This is a genomic window from Stutzerimonas kirkiae, assembly GCF_004327335.1.
In the GTDB taxonomy this organism is placed as follows: Bacteria; Pseudomonadota; Gammaproteobacteria; order Pseudomonadales; family Pseudomonadaceae; genus Stutzerimonas; species Stutzerimonas kirkiae.
Genome location: NZ_QJUO01000008.1, coordinates 97570 through 120099, shown reverse-complemented (window position 1 = coordinate 120099; position 22530 = coordinate 97570). Strand labels below are relative to the sequence as shown.

15 protein-coding genes and 3 pseudogenes are annotated in these 22530 nt (G+C 64.3%); 8 read left to right on the top strand and 10 right to left on the bottom strand.

Going from position 1 to position 22530, the window contains the following annotated elements:
* Positions 1 to 968: 968 nt before the first annotated feature.
* From DNJ95_RS07055 to DNJ95_RS07030, 6 genes are all read left to right on the top strand, one after another.
* Positions 969 to 1358: a multicopper oxidase domain-containing protein gene (locus tag DNJ95_RS07055; protein ID WP_338069373.1), complete on the top strand. Its 390-nt coding sequence runs from the start codon at positions 969 to 971 to the stop codon at positions 1356 to 1358.
* Positions 1359 to 1471: 113 nt separating this feature from the next.
* Positions 1472 to 2710 (top strand): efflux RND transporter periplasmic adaptor subunit, encoded by a 1239-nt coding sequence (locus DNJ95_RS07050; RefSeq protein WP_131184012.1) that lies wholly within the window; start codon positions 1472 to 1474, stop codon positions 2708 to 2710.
* A 78-nt stretch (positions 2711 to 2788) separates the two neighbouring features.
* Complete coding sequence (locus DNJ95_RS07045; protein WP_131184011.1) at positions 2789 to 5968, top strand: efflux RND transporter permease subunit; 3180 nt, start codon at positions 2789 to 2791, stop codon at positions 5966 to 5968.
* Entirely contained in the window at positions 5965 to 7347 is a 1383-nt protein-coding gene (locus DNJ95_RS07040; protein WP_131184010.1) for an efflux transporter outer membrane subunit, read from the top strand. The genes DNJ95_RS07045 and DNJ95_RS07040 overlap by 4 nt, the downstream gene beginning before the upstream one ends.
* A 712-nt stretch (positions 7348 to 8059) precedes the next feature.
* The gene (locus DNJ95_RS07035) at positions 8060 to 8737 is read left to right on the top strand and encodes a heavy metal response regulator transcription factor (RefSeq protein WP_131184009.1); all 678 of its coding nucleotides are present in this window, start codon (positions 8060 to 8062) and stop codon (positions 8735 to 8737) included.
* A 1-nt stretch (position 8738) separates the two neighbouring features.
* Positions 8739 to 10109, top strand: coding sequence for a heavy metal sensor histidine kinase (locus DNJ95_RS07030; protein ID WP_131184008.1), 1371 nt, complete (start codon positions 8739 to 8741; stop codon positions 10107 to 10109).
* An 87-nt stretch (positions 10110 to 10196) separates the two neighbouring features.
* Here the strand turns inward: DNJ95_RS07030 and DNJ95_RS07025 are convergent, their stop codons facing one another.
* From DNJ95_RS07025 to DNJ95_RS07005, 5 genes and pseudogenes are all read right to left on the bottom strand, one after another.
* Positions 10197 to 10799, bottom strand: a complete 603-nt coding sequence (locus tag DNJ95_RS07025) for an SPOR domain-containing protein (RefSeq protein WP_131184007.1) — start codon at positions 10797 to 10799, stop codon at positions 10197 to 10199.
* Between the two features lie 22 nt (positions 10800 to 10821).
* Complete coding sequence (gene folC / locus DNJ95_RS07020; RefSeq protein WP_131184006.1) at positions 10822 to 12102, bottom strand: bifunctional tetrahydrofolate synthase/dihydrofolate synthase; 1281 nt, start codon at positions 12100 to 12102, stop codon at positions 10822 to 10824.
* Positions 12099 to 12968, bottom strand: a complete 870-nt coding sequence (gene accD, locus DNJ95_RS07015; protein ID WP_131184005.1) for an acetyl-CoA carboxylase, carboxyltransferase subunit beta — start codon at positions 12966 to 12968, stop codon at positions 12099 to 12101. The genes folC and accD overlap by 4 nt, the downstream gene beginning before the upstream one ends.
* A 175-nt stretch (positions 12969 to 13143) precedes the next feature.
* Positions 13144 to 13767, bottom strand: a complete 624-nt coding sequence (locus tag DNJ95_RS07010) for a phosphoribosylanthranilate isomerase (RefSeq protein WP_131184004.1) — start codon at positions 13765 to 13767, stop codon at positions 13144 to 13146.
* A 66-nt stretch (positions 13768 to 13833) separates the two neighbouring features.
* Positions 13834 to 14280, bottom strand: a pseudogene (locus DNJ95_RS07005) (ATP-binding protein); the annotation flags it as partial.
* Positions 14281 to 14326: 46 nt separating this feature from the next.
* Here DNJ95_RS07005 and DNJ95_RS07000 point away from each other — a divergent pair.
* Positions 14327 to 14635, top strand: a pseudogene (locus DNJ95_RS07000) (tripartite tricarboxylate transporter permease); the annotation flags it as partial.
* A gap of 388 nt (positions 14636 to 15023) precedes the next feature.
* A pseudogene (locus DNJ95_RS06995) lies at positions 15024 to 15583 on the top strand (IS5 family transposase); the annotation flags it as partial.
* A gap of 252 nt (positions 15584 to 15835) precedes the next feature.
* Here the strand turns inward: DNJ95_RS06995 and truA are convergent.
* The 5 genes from truA to leuB form a co-directional block, all read right to left on the bottom strand.
* On the bottom strand, positions 15836 to 16717 hold the full coding sequence (truA, locus tag DNJ95_RS06990; protein WP_131184003.1) for a tRNA pseudouridine(38-40) synthase TruA: 882 nt from the start codon (positions 16715 to 16717) through the stop codon (positions 15836 to 15838).
* 2 nt (positions 16718 to 16719) lie between these two features.
* Positions 16720 to 19041, bottom strand: coding sequence for a motility hub landmark protein FimV (locus DNJ95_RS06985; RefSeq protein ID WP_131184002.1), 2322 nt, complete (start codon positions 19039 to 19041; stop codon positions 16720 to 16722).
* A 97-nt stretch (positions 19042 to 19138) separates the two neighbouring features.
* The gene (locus DNJ95_RS06980) at positions 19139 to 20098 is read right to left on the bottom strand and encodes an aspartate-semialdehyde dehydrogenase (RefSeq protein ID WP_131184001.1); all 960 of its coding nucleotides are present in this window, start codon (positions 20096 to 20098) and stop codon (positions 19139 to 19141) included.
* Positions 20099 to 20225: 127 nt separating this feature from the next.
* A complete protein-coding gene (gene asd, locus DNJ95_RS06975; RefSeq protein ID WP_131184000.1) occupies positions 20226 to 21338 on the bottom strand; it encodes an aspartate-semialdehyde dehydrogenase in 1113 nt (370 codons plus the stop codon).
* Between the two features lie 54 nt (positions 21339 to 21392).
* A complete protein-coding gene (leuB, locus tag DNJ95_RS06970) occupies positions 21393 to 22475 on the bottom strand; it encodes a 3-isopropylmalate dehydrogenase (protein WP_131183999.1) in 1083 nt (360 codons plus the stop codon).
* Positions 22476 to 22530 lie beyond the last annotated feature (55 nt).

The window sequence follows — 22530 nt, the reverse complement described above, 5'->3', positions numbered from 1 at the left end:
TGGCAGCAAGCATGCCAACCGGGGCAAAGCCTCCGGAAATGTGCCATGGCGTGGAACGTTATACTAAAAATTCTTTTAAATCATATTGTTATGCTTATAAAGTAAGGGTTTTGAGCACTTTCGGCAGCCCAGGCACTCGTCAATCCATGCAAACGGAGTGAATTGACCTGCCGCTATGGGCTTTAGCGGCCAAGTTTATCGTCACTTTTGAAAAAACAGATAGAAAACCAAGGGTTTCGTGGCCGGAAAGCCAGATTTCCTGTCGATAGGTAAAGGAAACCGAATGATGCGCACCATGATTGTGCAGTGATGACCAAGGGATGTGTCACTGTCTGTAACCTTTCAGCGGAATATCCGCTGTACTCGAGTTATCCGGTGCCAGGGTGCTGCCATTGTCCGTGCCTAAAGTCTCGCTCGAATGGCGCTGTCACTGGGTTTCCCAAACATTCGGCCCTCCGGGAATAGTCTCGATGCAGCAGAGGTGGCGCGCCCCGAACCGGGGCATTCAGGTATTTGTCGCTGGAGCACAAGCAAGAGAGAGCGGCAAAGTGATCGGTAGCGACCAGGAGGAACGGGGGGCCACTATCCTCTACTTTATTTAACATAATATACATTATGCGAAGTAACGGATGTCACCAGCACATTTTCAGCTTGCCGACTGGTAAAAATGGCCCATGGCGATTTACCACTATCCATGACCTGTTCGGTCTCAGCGCCGACCTGAAGAACTGCAAACCCACATTCACTGGCGCCATCGCCGGCAATGTCGAACGCTGGAAGCGTTATCCATGGTGGCGTACATGACACGCTCAACCTGCAATTTCGCAAGCTGGCGGGCCAATGCCCAGGTGCCGCAAGCGTTCAGCGCCACCAAACATGAGTCTTTGAGGCGTCAGTGGAACCGACGCCGAAGACGATAACGACCCACAGACCGATGCCTCAAAGGGGTCTGGAAAGATACCCTGAGGGTGAAAAATCCCGCCGAATTCCTCGCACCGAAACAGGAGCTCGACACAGTCGTCGTGCGCACTCGCTACCAGCGCTATACCGGCGATTTCGTGCTGCATTGCCATATCCTCGACCATGTGGACCAGAGCATGATGCAGCTTATCCGCATCTTCGATAGCGATCCCCAGGGCCATCACCACCGAGCGACCTGCCGGGCCCCTGTGCGGTTCCCTCCGGGTACGCCCTCGCTGCCGATCCGCGGCAGTGAAGGCGTTCTCCTGATACCAGAGTGTCATTCGCCAACCCGCATGGCGATACTCGCGAGCTGCCACCCCCCTTCTCTCCTGGTCATGTACCGAGTCACTGTGCGCTCGCGGCAGCTCATATCGCATCGTCCGATATCGATATAACCCCTACGAATAATCATTCCGGCTGATAGTTATCTTCGAACCATTCGATTCGTCGAACCGCATTGCTCACAGCAGACTCCCGCCATCCACAAATCCGACTGGCGGAGTCACCCATGCAGCAACCCTACAAGAATCCCCGGATGCTTCCCCTGGCACTGGCCGCTATGCTGGCACTCGGCGCCTGTAGCCAGCCCTCGGAACACCAGGCGCAGATGCCGGCGGCCAAGGTCAGTGTGGCCGAGGTCATCGAACAGCCGGTCAACGAATGGGACGAGTTCACCGGTCGCCTGGAGGCACCGCAATCGGTAGAAATACGCCCGCGCGTTTCCGGCTATATCGACCGTGTGGCGTTCGCCGAGGGCGGGCTGGTGAACCAAGGCGACCTGTTGTTCCAGATCGATCCGCGTCCTTTCCAGGCCGAGGTCAGGCGCCTGGAGGCACAACTGCAGCAGGCCCGCGCCAGCCTTGCCCGCGCCGACAGTGAAGCTCGCCGTGGCGAGCGCCTGCGCCAGAGCAATGCCATTTCCACCGAGCTGGCCGAGGCCCGCAGCAGCGCCGCCGCCGAGGCCCGGGCACAGGTCGCAGCCATCCAGGCGGAACTGGAAAACGCCCGGCTGAACCTCGCGTTCACTCGTATTACCTCGCCCATCGACGGCCGCGCCAGCCGTGCGCAAATCACCGAAGGCAACCTGGTCGGCGCCGGCGAGAGCCTGTTGACCTCGGTGGTCAGCACCGACAGGGTCTATGCCTATTTCGATGCGGATGAGCGCGCCTTTCTCAAATACCTCGAGCTGGCGCGCCAGGCCGGGACCGATGCACGGGGCTCCAGCCCGGTCCAACTGGGGTTGTCCGACGAGGATGGGCACCCTCACCTGGGCCAGTTGGACTTCCTCGACAACCAGGTCAACCCACGTACCGGCACCATCCGTGGCCGTGCGGTGTTCGACAACGCCGGCCGTCGCTTCACGCCGGGGCTCTACGTGCGTCTGAGGCTGGTGGGCAGCCGTCCCTACCAGGCCACATTGATAAAGGACGAAGCCGTGGGCACCGACCTGGGCAAGAAGTTCGTCCTGGTGCTCGACGAGGACAACCGTGTGGCCTACCGCGCCGTCGAGCTGGGGCCGAAGCTGGAGGGCCTGCGCATCGTGCGCACCGGCCTGGCGGCTGGCGAGCGGATCGTGGTCAATGGCCTGCAACGGGCCGTACCCGGGGCCAGCGTCGACCCGCAGGTGGTGCCCATGGCCGATGAGCCAACCCTGGCGCAACTGGCCCGCATGCGCCAGGAGGTCGACGGCAGCCAGGTGCCACGCCTGGCCATCGAACGCAACGACGCCCGCTCGCCGCGCGGCTGACAAGAAGCCTGGTGCGCACGACGCACCCTACCCGATCGCAGGGCGCGCCGTGCGCCGCAAAGCCCTGAGGACCACCCGATGAATTTCTCGCAATTCTTCATCCAGCGGCCGATCTTCGCCGCTGTGCTATCGCTGCTGATCCTGATCGGCGGTTCCATCTCGCTGTTCCAGTTGCCGATCAGCGAATACCCGGAAGTGGTGCCGCCCACCGTGGTGGTGCGCGCCAGCTTTCCCGGTGCCAACCCCAAGGTGATCGGCGAAACCGTGGCCTCGCCGCTGGAGCAGGCCATCGTCGGCGTCGAGGGCATGCTCTACATGTCGTCGCAGTCGACCAATGACGGCAAGCTGACACTGACCGTCACCTTCGCCCTCGGCACCGACCTGGACAACGCCCAGGTACAGGTGCAGAACCGCGTGACCCGCACCCAGCCGACCCTGCCCACCGAGGTGCAGCGCCTCGGCGTGACCGTGGACAAGGCCTCGCCGGACCTGACCATGGTGGTGCACCTGACCTCCCCGGACAATCGCTACGACATGCTCTACCTGTCCAACTATGCCGCGCTCAACGTCAGGGACGAACTGGCGCGCCTGGATGGTATCGGCGACGTGCAACTGTTCGGCATGGGCAACTATTCGCTGCGGGTATGGCTTGACCCGCACCAGGTCGCCTCGCGCAACCTGACCGCCAGCGACGTGGTCGAGGCCATCCGCGAGCAGAACCGCCAGGTCGCCGCCGGTGCCCTCGGCGCCCCACCCGCCGACGCCGGCACCAGCTTCCAGTTGTCGATCAACACCCAGGGCCGGCTGGTCAGCGAGGAAGAGTTCGAGAACATCATCATCCGCGTTGGCGACGAGGGCGAGATCACCCGCCTCAAGGACATCGCCCGGATCGAACTGGGTTCCAGCCAGTACGCCCTGCGCTCGCTGCTGAACAACCAGCCGGCGGTGGCCATGCCAGTGTTCCAGCGCCCCGGCTCGAACGCCATCGAGATTTCCGACTCGGTGCGTGAGCGCATGGCCGAACTGAAGCGGAGCTTCCCCCAGGGCATGGACTACCAGATCGTCTACGACCCGACCATCTTCGTCCGCGGCTCGATCAAGGCGGTGGTCAACACCCTGCTCGAAGCCATCGTGCTGGTAGTGCTGGTGGTGATCCTGTTCCTGCAGACCTGGCGCGCCTCGATCATCCCGCTGGCGGCGGTACCGGTGTCGCTGATCGGCACCTTCGCCGTGATGCATATGTTCGGCTTCTCGCTCAACGCGCTTTCGCTGTTCGGCCTGGTGCTGGCCATCGGTATCGTGGTGGACGATGCGATCGTGGTGGTGGAGAACGTCGAGCGCAATATCGGCCTTGGCAAATCGCCCCTGGAAGCGACCCGCCAGGCGATGAAGGAAGTGACCGGACCGATCGTCGCCACCGCCCTGGTGTTGTGCGCGGTATTCGTGCCCACCGCCTTCATCTCCGGCCTCAGCGGGCAGTTCTACCAGCAGTTCGCGCTGACCATCGCCATCTCCACGGTGATCTCGGCCTTCAACTCGCTGACCCTGTCGCCCGCCTTGGCCGCCGTGTTGCTGAAAAGCCACCATGCGCCGAAGGACCGCTTCTCGCGCCTCCTCGACAAACTGTTCGGCAGTTGGCTGTTCGCCCCCTTCAATCGCCTCTTCGAACGTGCCAGTGGCGGCTACGTCGGCACCGTGCGCCGCGTCTTGCGCGGCAGCAGCATCGCCATGCTGGTCTACGCGGGCCTGCTGGTGCTCGGCTACCTGGGCTTCGCCAGCACACCGAGTGGCTTCGTGCCGCAACAGGACAAGCAGTACCTGGTGGCCTTCGCCCAGTTGCCGGACGCCGCTACCCTGGACCGTACCGAGGCAGTGATCAAGCGCATGTCCGCCATCGCCGCGGAGCACCCGGGCGTGGAGAACACCGTGGCCTTCCCCGGGCTGTCGATCAACGGCTTCACCAACAGTCCGAACAGCGGCATCGTCTTCACCCCGCTCAAACCCTTCGACCAGCGTAGGGAGCCGTCGATGAGCGCGGGCGCCATCGCTGCCGAACTCAACGAGCGCTTCGCCGATATCCAGGACGCCTACATCGCCATCTTCCCGCCGCCCCCGGTACAGGGCCTGGGCACCATCGGCGGCTTCCGCCTGCAGCTCCAGGATCGCGGCAACCTCGGCTACGACGAACTGTACCTGCAGGCCCAGAACATCCTGGGCAAGGCACGCCAGCTACCGGAGTTGAACCCGCTGTCGGTGTTCACCAGCTACCAGGTCAACGTGCCGCAGGTGGATGCCGCCATCGACCGCGAGAAGGCCAAGACCCACGGTGTGGCCATCAGCGACATCTTCGACACCCTGCAGGTGTACCTGGGCTCGCTGTATGCCAATGACTTCAACCGCTTCGGCCGCACCTACCAGGTCAATGTCCAGGCCGACCAGCAGTTCCGTCTGGAGCCGGAGCAGATAGGCCAGCTCAAGGTACGCAACGCGCGTGGCGAAATGGTACCGCTGTCCGCCTTCGTCAAGGTCGAGGACAGCGCCGGCCCGGACCGGGTGATGCACTACAACGGCTTCCTCACCGCCGAGGTCAACGGCGCCGCCGCCCCGGGCTACAGCTCCGGCCAGGCCGAGGCGGCGATCGCCAGGCTGCTGGCCGAGGAACTGCCCAACGGCATGGGCTACGAATGGACGGACCTGACCTACCAGCAGATCATCGCCGGCAACACCGCGATCTTCATCTTCCCGCTCTGCGTGCTGCTGGCCTTCCTGGTGCTGGCCGCCCAGTACGAGAGCTGGAGCCTGCCGCTGGCGGTGATCCTGATCGTGCCGACGGTGCTGTTCGCCGCCATCATCGGGGTGATCCTGGCCGGTATCGACAACAACATCTTCACCCAGATCGGCCTGATCGTACTGGTGGGCCTGGCGTGCAAGAACGCCATCCTGCTGGTGGAGTTCGCCAAGGACAAGCAGGAGGAAGGCCTGGATCGCGTCGCCGCCGTGCTGGAGGCCTGCCGCCTGCGCCTGCGGCCGATCCTGATGACCTCCATCGCCTTCATCATGGGCGTGGTGCCGCTGGTGCTGTCCACCGGCGCCGGCGCGGAAATGCGCCATGCCATGGGCGTGGCGGTGTTCTCCGGGATGATCGGCGTGACCTTCTTCGGCCTGCTGCTGACTCCGGTGTTCTATGTGCTGATCCGTGCCTTCGTCGAGAAACGCCAAGCGAACAAAGCCGCCCGCCAGCAGGAGGTGCATGCATGAAAGTCCTTGCCCCCGCCCTGCTGAGCATGGCCCTCTGCGCCTGCGCCGTCGGCCCGGACTACCAGGCACCGGCCAGCGAACCGATGCGCATCGCCTCCCTGGAGGCCGCCGACTACGACCGCTCGCGCTTCGAAAGCGCCTGGTGGCGGCAGTTCGAAGATCCGACCCTGGACCAGTTGGTGCAACGCTCGCTGGCTGGCAACCGCGAACTGCGGGTGTCCTTCGCCCGCTTGCGGGCCGCACGGGCGATCCGCGACGACCTGGCGAACGACCGCTTCCCCACCGTGACCAGCCGCCTTGGCGGCGAATTCGGCAAGGGCCGGCAACCACCGGCCAGCGAACAGCGTATCCGCCAGGAACGCTATGACCTCGGCCTGGATACGGCCTGGGAGCTGGACCTGTTCGGCCGTATCCAGCGCCGGTTGGAGGCCAGCGAAGCCCGTATGGACGTGGCCGAAGCCGACTACTACCAGTTGCAGGTCAGTCTGATCGCCGAACTGGTCGACGCCTATGGCACCCTGCGCGGTGCGCAACTGCGCGAACGCATTGCCCGCGACAACCTGCAGAACCAGCAGGCCTCGCGCGACATCACCGAACAGTTACGCGACGCCGGCGTCGGCAGCGAACTGGACGTACTGCGCGCCGATGCCCGCCTGGCCGCCACCGAAGCCAGCCTGCCACAGTTGCAGGCGCAGCAGGTGCGTGCACGCAACCGTATCGCCACCCTGCTCGGCCAGCGCCCCGAGCGTCTGGACCTGGACCTGTCCGCCAGGCCGCTGCCGGCCATCGCCAAGGCCCTGCCGATTGGCGATCCCAGCGAATTGCTGCGTCGCCGTCCCGATATACAGGCCGCCGAACGACACCTGGCCGCAGCCACGGCGGAGATCGGTGTGGCCACGGCGGAGCTGTTCCCACGGGTCAGCCTGTCCGGCTTCCTCGGTTTCACCGCCGGGCGCGGTTCGCAACTGGGCGCATCGGCTGCCCGCGCCTGGAGTGTGACGCCGGGCATCAGTTGGGCGGCCTTCGACCTCGGCAGCGTACGAGCCCGCCTGCGTGGCGCGGAAGCCGACGCCGACGGTGCCCTGGCGCAGTACGAGCAACAGGTGCTGCTGGCCCTGGAGGAAGCGGCGAACACCTTCAGCGACTACGCCAAGCGCCAGCAGCGCCTGCTCTCGCTGGTGCGCCAGGCCGAGGCCAGCCGGGCCGCCGCGAGCCAGGCGACGATCCGTTACCGCGAAGGCACGGTGGACTTCCTGGTGCTGCTGGATGCCGAGCGCGAACGCCTGGCAGCCGAGGACGCCCAGGCCTCGGCCGAGGTCGAGCAGTACAGCGCCATCGTCGCCCTCTACAAGGCCCTCGGTGGCGGCTGGCAACCTTAGAAATACGCGAGCGGGCTCGCCTGCGTCCGCTCCCGGACAGGTCTATATCCTTCAGGGGACAAGACAGCGCGACCGGGTTGGCGGTCAAGTCCGCGATTAGCCGTAGACCGCTGCCGGTGTTCGCCTGTCCGTGGTGTCGCGAACCCGGCCAACCCCGCGACGAAACACGCATGAACCCGTCGCTCATGGAGAAGGGGGCGCTCTTTATCGGCGTCCCTGCCGACGAAGGTTTCGTAATGGAGCTGGCAGGGCTCGCGGTAAATACCGAGGTGGCTATGGAAAGAGCCGCCAGTGCAGTGCCGAGTCATTCGTAGGGTTTGCGGTTTCGTCGGCTCTTTCCCACAGGCAGCGCCGAGAGTGGCTGTGCGGATGCCTGGTGGTGGGACGGGGCCTTCGCCGCCAGGGATGGCGGCGAAGAGCTACAGGGAGGTATTCACGCGTGCCCCGTCCCACCACCCGGCATTCGCACAGGGACGATGTCCTTCAGGTAACGCAGTACATAGCCAGCCAGACACACGATTGCCAATCCGCTGCCACGAGGCCGCGCACGATTATCCGGCCTCGACGCAGAAGACGCTCCTGTGGGATGAGCATGCTCCTGATCGCGCAAGCGTGCCGCAGACGGCGTTGGAAATCACCGACAGGACTCGAACGGCGAGCCCACTTCTCGTACTCTTGGCGGTCTGATTCCCCCGCCTGGACGAGCCGCCCGATGAAATTGCTGGTAGCCGAAGACGAACCCAAGACCGGGGCCTACCTGCAACAGGGGTTGAGCGAGGCCGGCTTCACGGTTGAGCGGGTCATGAACGGCAGCGAAGCGCTGCAACGGGCACTGGATGAAGCCTACGACCTGCTGATCCTCGATGTGATGATGCCGGGCCTGGACGGCTGGTCGGTGCTGCGCGCAGTGCGCGCCGCCGGGCGGCAGGTGCCGGTATTGTTCCTGACGGCGCGCGACGGTATCGAGGAGCGGGTCAAGGGGCTGGAGCTGGGAGCGGACGATTACCTGGTCAAGCCCTTCGCATTCGCCGAACTGCTGGCAAGGGTGCGGACGTTACTGCGGCGCGGCAACACTGTGGCGCTGCAAACCACGTTGCAGGTGGCCGACCTCCAGGTGGACTTGCTCAAGCGCCGCGCCTCGCGGGCGGGCCGGCGCATCGAACTGACCGCCAAGGAGTTCGCCCTGCTCGAACTGCTGATGCGCCGACGCGGCGAAGTCCTGCCCAAATCCCTGATCGCCTCCCAGGTCTGGGACATGAACTTCGACAGCGATACCAATGTGATCGAGGTGGCGATCCGCCGCCTGCGCGCGAAAATCGACGACGACTTCCAGCCCAAGCTGATCCATACCGCCCGCGGCATGGGCTACACCCTGGAGCGCCGGGACTGACATGGCCCGCCTCTCGCTGACCACCCGCATGAGCCTGATGTTCATGCTGGCGGTGACTGTCGTGCTGGCCCTGGCCGGGCTGAGCTTCAATGCGCTCAGCCAGCACCACTTCCGCGCGCTCGACCAGCAGGTGCTGGAGGAAAAGCTCGCCTCCATCGGAAACGTCATCAGGCTCTCCGACAGCCTCGCGGAGCCGGAGCGCATACGCCTGCAACTGCAAGCGCTGCTGCAGTCGCACCAGGACCTTTCCGCCCTGCTGCTGGCGGCGGACGGCACGCTGTTCTTCGGCAACCCGCAAGATACCCTAGCCCCCCGCCATCTGCGCCCGCTCGCGGCGTGGCGGATGTGGGAATGGCAGGCCGGCGGCCACCTGTACCGGGGGATGCGTGCGGATATCGCGCTGCCAGGGCAGGATGCACCGCTCCAGGCGCTGTTGGCGCTGGACATCACCAACCACACGCACTTCTTCGAAATACTGCAGCGCTGGTTCTGGCTCGGCCTGATCGCCAGCGCCGGCCTCAGCGCCCTCCTCGGCTGGATCGTCGCCCGCCGCGGGCTTGCGCCGCTGCGCCAGGTCACCAGGGTGACGGCCTCGATCTCGGCGAAATCCCTGCAGGAGCGCATCCCCCTGGAAGCGGTGCCGGCGGAGCTGAAACAGTTGGTGGAGTCCTTCAACGCCATGCTGGCACGCCTGGAGGATGCCTTCGCCAGGCTGTCCAATTTCTCGGCGGATATCGCCCATGAACTGCGCACGCCGCTGAGCAACCTGACCACCCATACCGAGGTGGTGCTTTCCAGGGCGCGCAGCCTCGACGACTATCGGGAAAACCTCTATTCGAACCTGGAGGAACTGACGCGCATGTCACGCATCATCGACGACATGCTGTTCCTGGCCAAGGCGGACAACGGCTTGATCGTTCCACAGCGCGAACGCACGCAACTGGCCGAGGTGCTCGACAAGCTGTTCGACTACTACCAGCTACTGGCGGATGAACGGGGCATACGGCTGTGTCAGCGAGGCGCGGGCGAGGTTGCCGGTGATCGGCTGATGCTGGAGCGGGCCTTGTCGAACCTGCTGGACAACGCCCTGCGGCATACACCGGCCAATAGGGAAATCAGTGTCGATATCCGCCAATCCGCCGGGCAGGTGAGCCTTTGCGTGGAGAATCCGGGAGCGGCGATCCCGGCGGGGCACCTGGAGAGGCTGTTCGACCGCTTCTACCGCATCGACCCCGCGCGCCGCGAAGGCAGCCCCGGCAATGCCGGCCTGGGGCTGGCCATCACCCGCTCGATCATCGAGGCCCATGGCGGCAGGATTCGCTGCACGTCCACGGACAGGGCTACGGCTTTCCATATCGAACTGCCCCGATAGCATCGTTTCAGCGAATGGACGACAAAGCGCTGGCGGCCGGACGAGAACAGGTCGTCCAGCCCGCCAGCGCTCTTTGCAGCATCTGCGTCAGCGCTTTTCCGGCTCGAAACGCACGACGAAACCATCCAGCTTGTGTTGCCGTTGCAATTGGTCACGCAGGCGATTGGCTTCGGCACGCTCGATCAGCGGGCCAACGAAGACCCGGTTCATATTGCCCGAGGTGCGGATATAGGCGTTGTAGCCCTGTGCCCGCAAGGTCTTCTGCAGGTTCTCCGCACTGGCGCGGTTCGACAGGCTGGCCAGTTGCACCGACCAGCTCACCGGCAGGTTGCTGGCGTCCAGGCGCGGCTCGGCGGGTTTTTCCGGGGCGGCAGCGGCTTTCGGCTGCTCGCTCGGCGCCACCACTGGCTCGGTAACCGTCGCCGGCGTTTCGGTGCTCTCCTGCACTGGAGCGCTCGCCGGTGCTTCGTCGATGATTTCGTAGCTTTCGGCGACCGGCTCGGGCACCTCGACCGCCTGCATCTCGATCTCGGGTGCGGTCGATGCCGTCGGCATCGGCGGTGCCTCGACCGGGATAGGCCGTGACTCATCCTCACGGTTGAACAGCATCGGCACGAAAATCACCGCCAGTGCCACCAACACCAGGGCACCGACGATTCGCTGTATCAAGCCTCTATCCAGCAATGCCATAACCCTCTCCTTCTTGGATGGATCAGTTCAACCACTCCAGTGCCTCGGATACACAATAGAAGGATCCGAACAGCACGATCTCGTCCCCGGCCTGCAACCCATCGCACACCGCATCCAGTGCCTCGGCGATACTGCCATGGACGCTGACCGGCGCGCCATGGACCAGCAGCGCCTCACGCAACTGCTCGGCCGGGCGCGAACGCGGCGTCGGCAGAGGCGCCACCGACCAACTGGCGAACAACGGCAGCAACGGCCCGATGACACCCTCCAGGTCCTTGTCGGCCAGCAGGCCGAACACCGCATGGCGGCGCCCACTGCATGGGCACTGGGCCAGTCGCGCGGCCAGGTAGGCAGCCGCATGGGGATTGTGCCCGACATCCATGACCAGTGAAACGGGACGACCGCCAGCGGTTATTTCACGTCGATCGAAACGCCCCACTACCCGGGTGTCGGCCAGTGCTGCGGCCAGTGCCGCGGCCTCCCAGGGCAACCCCAGCAATGCGTAGGCCTGCAGCGCCAGCGCCGCATTCTCCAGCGGCAGGTTCAGCATTGGCAGCGCCTCCAGCAGCAACGGCTGGCCCTGGTTATCGACACCGCGCCACTGCCAGTGGTTCGCTGCAGCGTTCGGGGAAATGCTCAGGGAGTAATCGCGGCCACGCAAAAACAGCGGGCTGGCCAGTTGCCGAGCCTGCTCCAGCAGCGGTTGCGGTGGATCGGTATCGCCGCAGAGCGCGGGTTTGCCCGGGCGAAAAATACCGGCCTTTTCATAAGCGACGCTTTCCCGACTGTCGCCCAGCCAGTCGGCATGGTCCAGGCCGACATTGGTCACCAGCGCCAGGTCGCTGTCCACCAGGTTGACCGCGTCCAGGCGCCCGCCCAGGCCGACCTCGAGCACCGCGAGGTCCAGTTGGCTGCGCTCGAACAGCCAGAGCGCGGCCAGGGTGCCGACTTCGAAATAGGTCAGGGAAATCTCGCCACGCGCCTGCTCGACCACGGCGAAGGCGGCACAGAGCTCGCTGTCGTCGGCCTCACGGCCATCCAGCAGCACCCGTTCGTTGTAACGCAGCAGGTGCGGCGAGCTGTAGACACCGACCCGCAGGCCCTGGGTGCGAGCCATGGTGGCGATGAAGGCGCAGGTGGAACCCTTGCCATTGGTACCGGTGACGGTCACCACCTGCCTGGCCGGGCGCGCCAGCCCCATGCGCTGCGCAACCTCGCGTACACGCTCCAATCCGAGGTCGATCGCATTCGGATGCAGCCCCTCGAGATAGCTCAGCCACTCGGCCAGGCTGCGTTCACTCATGCCGAGATAGCCGGCAGGCCTTGCAGTTGCGCCAACAGGCGCGACAGGCGCGGGCGCAGTTCCTCGCGCGGGATGATCAGGTCGATGGCGCCATGTTCGAGCAGGAATTCGCTGCGCTGGAAGCCTTCCGGCAGTTTCTCGCGCACGGTCTGCTCGATCACACGCGGGCCGGCAAAGCCGATCAGCGCCTTCGGCTCGGCGACGATCACATCGCCCAGGGTGGCCAGGCTCGCGGAAACGCCGCCATATACCGGATCGGTCAGCACCGAAATGAACGGCAGGCCTTCTTCGCGCATACGCGCCAGCACCGCGGAAGTCTTGGCCATCTGCATCAGGGAAATCAGCGCTTCCTGCATGCGTGCGCCCCCCGAGGCCGAGAAGCACACCAGCGGGCTGCGCTGTTCCAGGGCCACATTGGCCGCGCGCACGAAGCGCTCGCCGACGACAGCGCCCATGGAGCCGCCCATGAAGGCGAACTCGAAGGCACAGGCCACCACCGGCACCTTGTACAGGGTGCCACGCATGGCGATCAGCGCATCCTTTTCGCCGGTCTGCTTCTGCGCGGCGGACAGGCGATCCTTGTACTTCTTGCTGTCGCGGAATTTCAGGCGGTCGACCGGCTCGAGATCGGCGCCGATTTCCTCACGACCTTCGGCGTCGAGGAAGATATCCAGGCGGGTGCGAGCGTTGATGCGCATGTGGTGCTGGCACTTGGGGCAGACATCCAGGGTCTTTTCCAGCTCCGGCTTGTACAGGACGGCATCGCATGAGGGGCATTTGTGCCACAACCCCTCGGGAACCGTGCTCTTCTGGGCTTCGGAACGCATTATCGAGGGAATCAGCTTGTCGACCAACCAGTTGCTCATGCTCTTGTTCTCCACAATATGTCATCCCCGGATATGCCCTGCCCGGGGATATTCATTATTCATGGCGCAGGCCGTTCGGCCCCCGCTCACCTGAGCGACGCGCAACGCGGCGCATCGCGAAATTCCAGCAGTTTCTGCCGCACCAGCCTACTGGACGGCAGGCACCACGCTTGCGTCACATGCAGGCGCGCACGCGGGCGATGAAATCGCGGACCTTGCCCGCGTCCTTGATGCCCTTTTCCCGTTCCACGCCACCACTGACATCCACCGCGTAGGGCCTGACCCGGGCGATGGCTTCCTGCACGTTGAGGGCATCGAGCCCTCCAGCGAGGATCAGTGGCTTGGACAGATCCCGGGGTATCAGGCTCCAGTCGAACACCGCTCCGGTACCCCCGGGGATGCCCGGCACATAGGTGTCGAGCAGGATGGCGCTGGCCCGCTGGTAGTGCTGTATCTCTTCGTGCAGCCCCCCGCCGTCGCGCACGCGCAAGGCCTTGTACCAGGGACGCTGGAAGCCATCGCAGTATTGCGGTGATTCATCGCCATGGAACTGCAACCTGTCGAGGGCGACCGCATCGAGGATTTCCTCGACTTCGCCACGGCTGGCATCGACGAACAGGCCGACCGTCGTGACGAACGGCGGCAACGCGGCAACGATACGCCGGGCCTGCTGCACATCGACCGCCCGCGGGCTCGCCGGGTAGAACACCAGCCCGATGGCATCGGCGCCGGCTTCGGCGGCGATCAGGGCATCTTCCACACGGGTGATGCCACAGATTTTGCTTCGAACGACTGGCAAGGAGCGCTACCTGTTGCAAGGGACAGGGGATGTTAACAAAAGGCCGCGGGAAATGAGGTGTTTTCTTCACGCCCGGGCGAACTCCACCCTGACCCGCAACCCATTCGGCAGCGCCTGGTGCAAGCTGACCCGGGCCTGGTGTGCGCGGCAGATTTCGCCGACGATGGCCAGCCCCAGGCCGCTACCGCCAGCCTGCGGGTTGCGCTGGTAGAAACGCTCGAACACCCGCTCGTAGTCTTCCGGCGGTATGCCGGGGCCGTCATCCTCCACCTCGAGGATGGCCGGAGCCATGGTCCTCAGCACCTGGTTGCCGCCCCGTGGCGTATGGGCCAGGGCATTGTCCAGCAGGTTGCTGAGCAGTTCGTTGAGCAATCTCGGATCGCCATCGACCCACACCGGCTGTGCGGCTTCCAGGGCCAGGGCCACGCCCCGCGCATGCGCCAGCGGCGCCATGGCCATGCCCAGCTCGCGGGCCAGCAGGGAAAGCTCGATGCGCTGCGCGCCCCCCCTCGACGTACCCCTGCCGCTTGGCATCCTTTCGACCCTGGAGAACTGAACCATGGACACTCTCGGCTATCTCGGCCAGGGCTTCGGTATCGCCCTGACGCCTTACAACCCGGGCACGGCACTGTGTGGCACGCTAATCGGCACCATCATCGGGCTGCTGCCGGGGCTTGGCCCGATCAATGGCGTGGCCCTGCTGATCCCGGTGGCCTTCGCCCTCGGCCTGCCTCCGGAAAGCGCGCTGATCCTGCTGGCAGCCGTCTATCTCGGTTGCGAATACGGTGGCCGCATCTCTTCGATCCTGCTGAACATCCCCGGCGAAGCCTCGGCGGTCATGACTACCCTCGATGGCTACCCGCTCTCGGCCATCCTGCTCGGCTTTATCCTCGGCGGCCTGATGGAACAGAACCTGCGCCGGGCGCTGTCGATTTCCAATGGCGACATCGGCATCCTGTTCGCCAGCCCCGTCACCTGGCCCGCCTGGGCGCTGATCCTGGTGATGATCGCACTGCCGTTCTGGCGCGCCTGGAGGAAGCGGTAACCGCAGCGTTTGCACAAAATCGCGATAGGAGCCACCCACAGGTTTTCGCCGCGACACTGCCTCGCGGCAAGAACGCCGGGAGCGTTTTTGCGCGCAGTCGCCCAAAGAGGTGAAACGCATGGATGCGCCGAACAGACTTCGCATCTCGCGTTTCGCCTCGGGTAAACATTGGCTCCTGCGCGGTCGCGACGAAACGTCAACAGACCACCACAATGCCTGGTCTGCTTGCGGTAAGTGGCTCAGGATCTTCAAGGCGCTTGTGGTTGAACCCGACCTGGAGTGGGCTTTCATTGATGGCAGCTATGCCAAAGCCCACCAGCACAGTGCCGGCGCTGCCAGCGGGGATGATGAGGGCATAGGAAAAAGTCGGGCCGGCAACACCAGCAAGATTCACTTAGCCGTGAATGCACATGGCCTGCCCATCGAGTTTGAAATCACGGGAGGCCAGATCAACGATTGCACACAGGCAACCTCCTTGATTGCCAAGCTTCCCACGGCGCAAGCCATCGTCGCCGATAAGGGCTATGACAGCGAGGCGATACGCGAGCAGATAGAGGAACAAGGTGCCAAGGCTGTAATTCCAAGAAAGCGCACCTCTGTGAAAGGCAACGCTGATCTGGACAGAGGGCTTTACCGCAACCGGCACTTGGTGGAAACGCCTTCGCCCGGTTGAAACATTACCGGGCAGTGGCGTCGCGCTTCGACAAGCTCAAACGAAATTACGAGAGCGTGGTGGCCATGGCATGTGCCTTCCTTTGGCTACCCATGTGAAACGTCAACAGACCCTAGGGGCTGTTGACGTTTCGGCATGGATGGCCGGATCGAGGCACAAACGGACAGCCGAAAAGCGCTCGAGGCTGAACGACCGGCACACGGCGCCAGCTTTTCGTCCAGCGTTCAGCCATCAGCGCTTTTAATCGAAAGCCGAAGGCCGCTTGGGCCTCGAAAAAGCCCGTTCGGAGGGCTGGACTGGAAATATATTTCCATCCGAATCAATGAGTTAAAGCGTCATGTCAACAGCCCCTAAGCAGGGGGATTCGCCCGGGTTTCCCGGCAGTCCGGCAACGCGGAAAGGAAATGCGGCCCGAGGTAGCGCTTCGGCAGCTCGAATTCCTCGGGGTAGTCGACTTCGACCAGGTACAGGCCATAGGGATGGGCGGTCACGCCACCGGTGCGGCGCACGCGGGTTTCCAGCACTTCCCTGGCCCATTCCGTTGGGCGCTCGCCGGCGCCGATGGTCATCAGCACACCGGCGATGTTGCGCACCATATGGTGCAGGAAGGCGTTGGCGCGCACGTCGAGGACGATCAGGCGGCCATGCTCGACGAGTTCGAGATGGTGGATGGTCTTGATCGGTGACTTGGCCTGGCACTGCCGGGCGCGGAAGGCACTGAAGTCATGGGTGCCGAGAAAACAGCGGGCGGCTTCGCGCATGCGCTGGATATCCAGCGGGCGATGATTCCAGGTGACCTCCTCGGCCATATGCGCCGGGCGGATCGGATCGTTGTAGATCACATAGCGGTAACGGCGGGCCATGGCACTGAAGCGCGCATCGAAATGACGCGGCATTTCCCTGGCCCAGGTGACGCTGATATCGCCCGGCAGGTTCATGTTCGCGCCCATCACCCAGGAATGCATGCTGCGCACCACCGGCGTATCGAAATGCACCACCTGCCCGCAAGCATGCACCAGGGCATCGGTACGGCCAGCGCAACTGAGCGTGACACGCTGGCCGCCCGCGACTTTGCCCAACGCCTTCTCGAGGCATTCCTGTATGGACGGCACGCCGGCGCGCTGGCGCTGGAAGCCGCGATAGCGGGAGCCCTTGTACTCGACACCGAGGGCGATTCTGAAGGTCGTCGCCGCGGATTCGTCGATCGCTGCCTGGGTAAGCGTTTCAAGCATGCTCAGGACAGACCGCCGAGCATGTCCCGCGCTTCCTGCTGCTGGGCGGGATTACCCTCGGCGATCACCTCCTCGAGGATATCGCGGGCGCCATCGGCGTCGTCCATGTCGATATAGGCGCGGGCCAGATCGAGCTTGGTGGTGATTTCATCGGTATCCGCAAGGAAATCGAACTCTTCCGACAAGTCATCGGCTGCCGGTGCCGCCGTGTCGGCAATCAGCTCCTGCAGGTCGGCATCGACCTCGCCCAGGCTGGCGGTCAGGCTGCTCGGATCGATATCGCCCGGGGCGCCATCGGTATCGCTTTCCAACGACAGGTCGAAGGCCTCAGGCAAGTCGGCGCTATCCACCTCTTCCAGGTTGAACGCATCCTCATCGTTCTCCGGCTCATCCACTGGCTCCTCGGCCGGGGCCGGCGTGGAGGCGGAGTCGGCGCTTGGGCCTGCCGCTTGCGCAACACTGTCAGCGGACAGGGCATCGTCCAGGTCGAAGTCGGCATCGGCAGGCGCGTCATCGAGCGCGAGATCGTCTTCCTCCCCTGCTTCCTCTGCCTCGGGCAGCGGCTCGGACGACGCGTTGTCGTCGGGCTGCAACTCATCGTCAAGCTGCAATTCATCCATGCTCAGGTCGAATGCATCATCGAGCGAATCGATATCGAGATCATCCTCCGCTCCGGACTCCCGCGTCTCCGCCACGGCGCCATAGGCCGCCGTCGCCGCTGCGCTCGCCGCGGCGAAGGAGCTCATGGACGGGTAGCGTTCTTTCAGCCGCTCGACCTGCTCGGCGGTGCCGGGGGCCTTGTCCAGTTCCGCCTCTTCCTGGGCGAAACCCTCGCGATCCTCCAGCTCCGCATGCACTTCCATCAGTTTGAGGCGCAGGTCCGTGCGTTGTGGTTCGTCCTTCAGCGCGCTCTGCAACAGCTCGGCAGCCTGGTTGAAACGACCGTAGGCGATATAGATATCCGCCTGCGCCAGCGCATCGGAGGCCATTACCGCGCCCTTGAGCGGGTCTTCCGTGGTGCCATCCTGCGGCCTGCTCGGGGTCACCTCGACCACTTCGGCAGGTTCGAGGCGGATCACTTCCTTGCTCGCGCGGCTGCGCCGGGCCCAGGCGAACAGGACCAGCAACAGCAGCAACAGAGCGCTGCCGCCCAGTCCGATCAACCACCAGGCATTGGACAGGATATTACCCAGCGGACCAGCACCAGCCTTGCTGGAGGCAACCGCCCCGGACTCCAGTTGCGCCTGCAGGGCAGCCAACTGTTCGTCCTTGAGTTGCATCAGGCGCTGCAGCTTGTCCAGTTGCCCCTGCAGGTCGTCCAGGCGCTCGCCCAGTTCCGTATTCTCGCGCTGGGTGGAGTCGAGGCGTTCCTGGGTGGTTGCCAGGCGATCACGCAGCCCCTGCAGGCTATCGTCGGCGCCCGACTCTCCGGCACCGGCGGCCTTGCCGGCATCGGCCGCGACCAGTCGCAGGTTATCCCCGGTGGCGACCCGCGCGGGCGCCTCCGAGGCTTTGCTGCGGGCGGTCGCATCGAGTTGCCGGGCACCGCGGCCCTGCTTCCAGCTGGCATTCTGTTCGGCGACACGGGCTATCGCCTGCGGCTGCGGCAAGCTGGTGATCTGCTCGGCGCTGGGCAGGCGCAATACCTCACCGGCCTTGAGCAGGTTGATATTGCCGTTGATGAAGGCGCCCGGGTTGAGCGCCTGGATAGCCAGCATGGCCTGCTGCACACTACCGCCCTGGCGATTGCGCGCGGCGATCTGCCACAGGGTATCCCTGGGTACGGTACGGTATTGCCCCTGGCTGGCGGCGGGCTCGGGCTCGGGCCGCTCCGGTTCGACAGCGCGGGCGCTCGGCGCGCTGCCCAGCGGCGTGCTCGCAACCGGCAACTGCGGTGCGAGCGTCGCCGCGGCCTGTTGCTGGTACAGCGGCGGGTCGAGCAACAGGGTGTATTCGCGCAACAGGCGGCCGCTGGGCCAGAGCACTTCAACCAGGAAGCTCACATAAGGCTCGCGGACTGGTCTGCTCGAAGACACCTGGATGACACTCTTGCCATCCTCGCGCAGCACCGGCGTGAAGCTCAACCCGGCAAGGAAGCCCTGGCGCTCGACGCCGGCTTTCTGGAAATCCTCGACCGAGGCCAGCTTAGACACCACCTGCTCCGCGGAAAGCCCCTGCACATCCAGTAGTTCGATTTCGGCAGCCAATGGCTGGTTGAGGGCCGACTTCAACTCGACATTCCCCAACCCGAGGGCGAAGGTCGTTTGCGAAGTCAATGCAGTCGCCGCTGCAATTGCCAGCACCAGATTGCGAACCCTAGCCATCGTTTGACTCCTTGTTTTTCCCGCCGGAGCCACGGCACAGGCGACACCTTTGCCGAAACCCGCTAGAACGGTTCTTCGAATAGTCCGCAAGTATCTTTTACAGATAGTGTTTTATCAACAACTCAGCCGAATCCAGGGCATTGGAAACCGTACCTTTCTTCAGGTCATCGGCAACCAGCCACAAATCGAGCGAACAGGGGTCGTGCTCGACCGCCCTTGGCCGGCCCATGCAGATACGCTCCTGGCCGACCGCATCATCAACCACCCCGGGGCTGTTCGCCGCGCTGGCCAGGTCGATATGCCCGGCAGCGTCGAGACTGGCTTCTATCGCCCCCATATCGAGGGGCCGCGCGCCGACCAGCGACAGGCTCAGGCTCTCGCCGAAGAACACCGGTACCTGGATGCAGGTCACGGAAACCGGCAGATCGGGCTGCCCGAACAGTACCGTCAACTCCGACAGGATGCGCCGCTCAATCGCGCGGTCATCGCTGGCGAATATGTTGAAGGCGACCTGGCGTGCGAACAGGCGCGGCTCCAGCGGGCGTCCGTTCAACAGCTCGGCGGTCTGCCGCGCCAGTTCCCGGACACCGGCATTGCCATGGGCCGACGCTGGCAGGCATACCGAAACGACGATACGTTGCAATTCGATCAGATGGCGTATCGGCGCCAAGCCGCCGAGCAGTGCCACCACCGCCGAAGCCGGGCTGGCGACCTGCCTGGCCGGCACTGCGGAAGGATTCCAACCAGGCACCAGCGCGGGCAGCCGCTGCTGCCCGGACAGATCGATCAACAGGCAATCCGAATCCCGCAGGCGCTGGAACAGCGCTTGCGGCCCTTGCAGGAAAAAGACCAGCGTGACCTGCTCGAAGTCGAAACGCTCGAGTTCGCGGACGCGGATATTGTGCCCGCGGAATGCCAGCGAATGTCCGAGCGCCTCGTCGCTGCCCAGCAGGAACAGCTCCCGCACCGGCAATTCACGTTCGCCCAACTGTTCCACCAGCGCTTCCCCGAGCAGTCCGGAAGCTCCCACGATGGCAATATCAACGGGCTGTGACATGTTTTCTTCCTCGGTGCTGGAAATGGAAAAAGCGCCACGACAGAGCGGGCGCTTGAAAGTGCGGCGTTAGCTTGTGATGCGCACCGTGGATGGCGCCGAGACACGGCACCCTCCGCGGCGGCTGGCCTCAGCGTTCGAGCAGGATACGCAGCATGCGCCGCAACGGCTCGGCGGCGCCCCAGAGCAACTGGTCGCCTACCGTGAACGCGCCAAGGAAGTGCGAGCCCATATTGAGCTTGCGCAAGCGCCCGACCGGAACGCTCAGGGTGCCGGTGACCGCCGCCGGGCTGAGATCGCGCATGCTGTCCTCGCGGTGGTTGGGCACCATTTTGACCCAGGGATTGTGCTGGCTGATCAGCCCTTCGATCTCGGCGATCGGCACGTCCTTGTTCAGCTTGATGGTCAGCGCCTGGCTGTGGCAGCGCATGGCGCCGACCCGTACGCAGATGCCATCGACCGGGATCGGGCTCTTGAAGCGACCGAGGATCTTGTTGGTCTCGGCTTGGGCCTTCCATTCCTCGCGGCTCTGGCCGTTGGGCAGCTCCTTGTCGATATAGGGGATCAGGCTGCCGGCCAGCGGCACGCCGAAGTTGTCGACCGGGAACGACTCGTCGCGCTGGGTCTGGGCGACCTTGCGGTCGATATCCAGGATGGCGCTGGCCGGATTGGCCAGGTCGTCGGCGACCGACTGGTGGATGCTGCCCATCTGGCGGATCAGCTCGCGCATGTTCTGCGCCCCGGCGCCCGAGGCGGCCTGGTAGGTCATGGCGCTCATCCAGTCCACCAGCCCGGCCTCGAACAACCCGCCAAGGCCCATCAGCATCAGGCTGACGGTGCAGTTGCCGCCGATATAGTTGCGGGTGCCGGCATCCAGTTGCTGGTCGATGACCTTGCGGTTCACCGGGTCGAGCACGATCACCGCATCGTCTTCCATGCGCAGGCTGGAGGCGGCGTCGATCCAGTAGCCGGTCCAGCCGGCCTCGCGCAGCTTGGGGAAGACCTCGTTGGTGTAGTCGCCGCCCTGGCAGGTCAGGATCACATCCAGGCCTTTCAGCTCGTCGATGCTGTAGGCGTCTTTCAGAGCGGCCGTTTCCTTGCCAATGTCCGGGCCTTGACCGCCTACGTTGGAAGTGGTGAAAAACACCGGCTCGATCAGGTCGAAGTCCCGCTCTTCCAGCATCCGCTGCATGAGCACCGAACCGACCATGCCGCGCCAACCGATCAGACCTACACGTTTCATCGCAACTACACCTATATGCAAGTGACCCGCCGAGTGAAATGACGGGCCAAGAGATTACAACTTCGCGAGCGCTTCGACCACCGCGTCGCCCATCTGCGTGGTGCCGACCCGCGTCTGGCCCTCGGACCAGATATCGCCGGTGCGCAGGCCCTGGTCCAGCACATCGCTGACGGCGCGCTCGATGGCATCCGCCGCGGCGACCTGGGCGAAGCTGTAGCGCAGCATCATCGACACCGAGAGGATGGTCGCCAGCGGGTTGGCGATGCCCTGCCCGGCAATATCCGGTGCGGACCCGTGGCAGGGCTCGTACATACCCTTGTTGTCACTGTCCAGCGAGGCCGACGGCAGCATGCCGATGGAGCCGGTCAGCATGGAGGCCTCATCCGACAGTATGTCGCCGAACATGTTGTCGGTGACGATCACGTCGAACTGCTTGGGCGCACGCACCAGTTGCATGGCCGCGTTATCCACGTACATGTGCGACAGCTCGACATCCGGGTAGTCCTTGCCGACCTCTTCCACCACCGCGCGCCACAACTGGCTGGAAGCCAGCACGTTGGCCTTGTCCACCGAGCACAGTTTGCTGCCGCGCACCCGCGCCATGTCGAAACCGACCTTGGCGATACGGCGGATTTCTCTCTCGCTGTACGGCAGCGTGTCATAGGCCATGCGCTCGCCGTTCTCCAGCCGCTTGCTCTCGCGCGGCTGGCCGAAGTAGATGCCGCCGGTCAGCTCGCGCACGATCAGGATGTCCAGGCCGGCGACCACTTCCGGTTTGAGGCTGGAGGCGCTGGCCAGTTGCGGGTAGAGAATGGCCGGACGCAGGTTGCCGAACAGCCCCAGTTGCGAACGGATCTTCAGCAGGCCACGCTCCGGACGGATAGCCGGGTCGATACCATCCCACTTCGGCCCGCCGACCGCGCCCAGCAACACGGCATCGGCGGCGCGGGCACGGTCCAGGGTTTCGTCGGCCAGCGGCACGCCATAGCGGTCGATGGCGGCTCCACCCAGGTCATCGAAGCTCAATTCGAAATCCAGCTCGAACTTGTCGTTGGCCAGCTTCAATACCTTGACCGCCTCGGCGACGATTTCCGGGCCGATACCGTCGCCGGGGAGAATCAGAATCTGTTTGGACATGGGAGTTTCCTTCGGAAATAGCTGCCAGCTTCAAGCGGCAAGCTACAAGTAAAAG

What these genes read in the sequence shown, in the direction of transcription:
- DNJ95_RS07050 (WP_131184012.1), top strand. Translation starts at nt 1,472, where the DNA reads ATGCAGCAACCCTACAAGAATCCCCGGATGCTTCCCCTGGCACTGGCC.
- DNJ95_RS07045 (WP_131184011.1), top strand. Translation starts at nt 2,789, where the DNA reads ATGAATTTCTCGCAATTCTTCATCCAGCGGCCGATCTTCGCCGCTGTG.
- DNJ95_RS07040 (WP_131184010.1), top strand. Translation starts at nt 5,965, where the DNA reads ATGAAAGTCCTTGCCCCCGCCCTGCTGAGCATGGCCCTCTGCGCCTGC.
- DNJ95_RS07035 (WP_131184009.1), top strand. Translation starts at nt 8,060, where the DNA reads ATGAAATTGCTGGTAGCCGAAGACGAACCCAAGACCGGGGCCTACCTG.
- DNJ95_RS07030 (WP_131184008.1), top strand. Translation starts at nt 8,739, where the DNA reads ATGGCCCGCCTCTCGCTGACCACCCGCATGAGCCTGATGTTCATGCTG.
- DNJ95_RS07025 (WP_131184007.1), bottom strand. Translation starts at nt 10,799, where the DNA reads ATGGCATTGCTGGATAGAGGCTTGATACAGCGAATCGTCGGTGCCCTG.
- folC (WP_131184006.1), bottom strand. Translation starts at nt 12,102, where the DNA reads ATGAGTGAACGCAGCCTGGCCGAGTGGCTGAGCTATCTCGAGGGGCTG.
- accD (WP_131184005.1), bottom strand. Translation starts at nt 12,968, where the DNA reads ATGAGCAACTGGTTGGTCGACAAGCTGATTCCCTCGATAATGCGTTCC.
- truA (WP_131184003.1), bottom strand. Translation starts at nt 16,717, where the DNA reads ATGCTTGAAACGCTTACCCAGGCAGCGATCGACGAATCCGCGGCGACG.
- DNJ95_RS06985 (WP_131184002.1), bottom strand. Translation starts at nt 19,041, where the DNA reads ATGGCTAGGGTTCGCAATCTGGTGCTGGCAATTGCAGCGGCGACTGCA.
- DNJ95_RS06980 (WP_131184001.1), bottom strand. Translation starts at nt 20,098, where the DNA reads ATGTCACAGCCCGTTGATATTGCCATCGTGGGAGCTTCCGGACTGCTC.
- asd (WP_131184000.1), bottom strand. Translation starts at nt 21,338, where the DNA reads ATGAAACGTGTAGGTCTGATCGGTTGGCGCGGCATGGTCGGTTCGGTG.
- leuB (WP_131183999.1), bottom strand. Translation starts at nt 22,475, where the DNA reads ATGTCCAAACAGATTCTGATTCTCCCCGGCGACGGTATCGGCCCGGAA.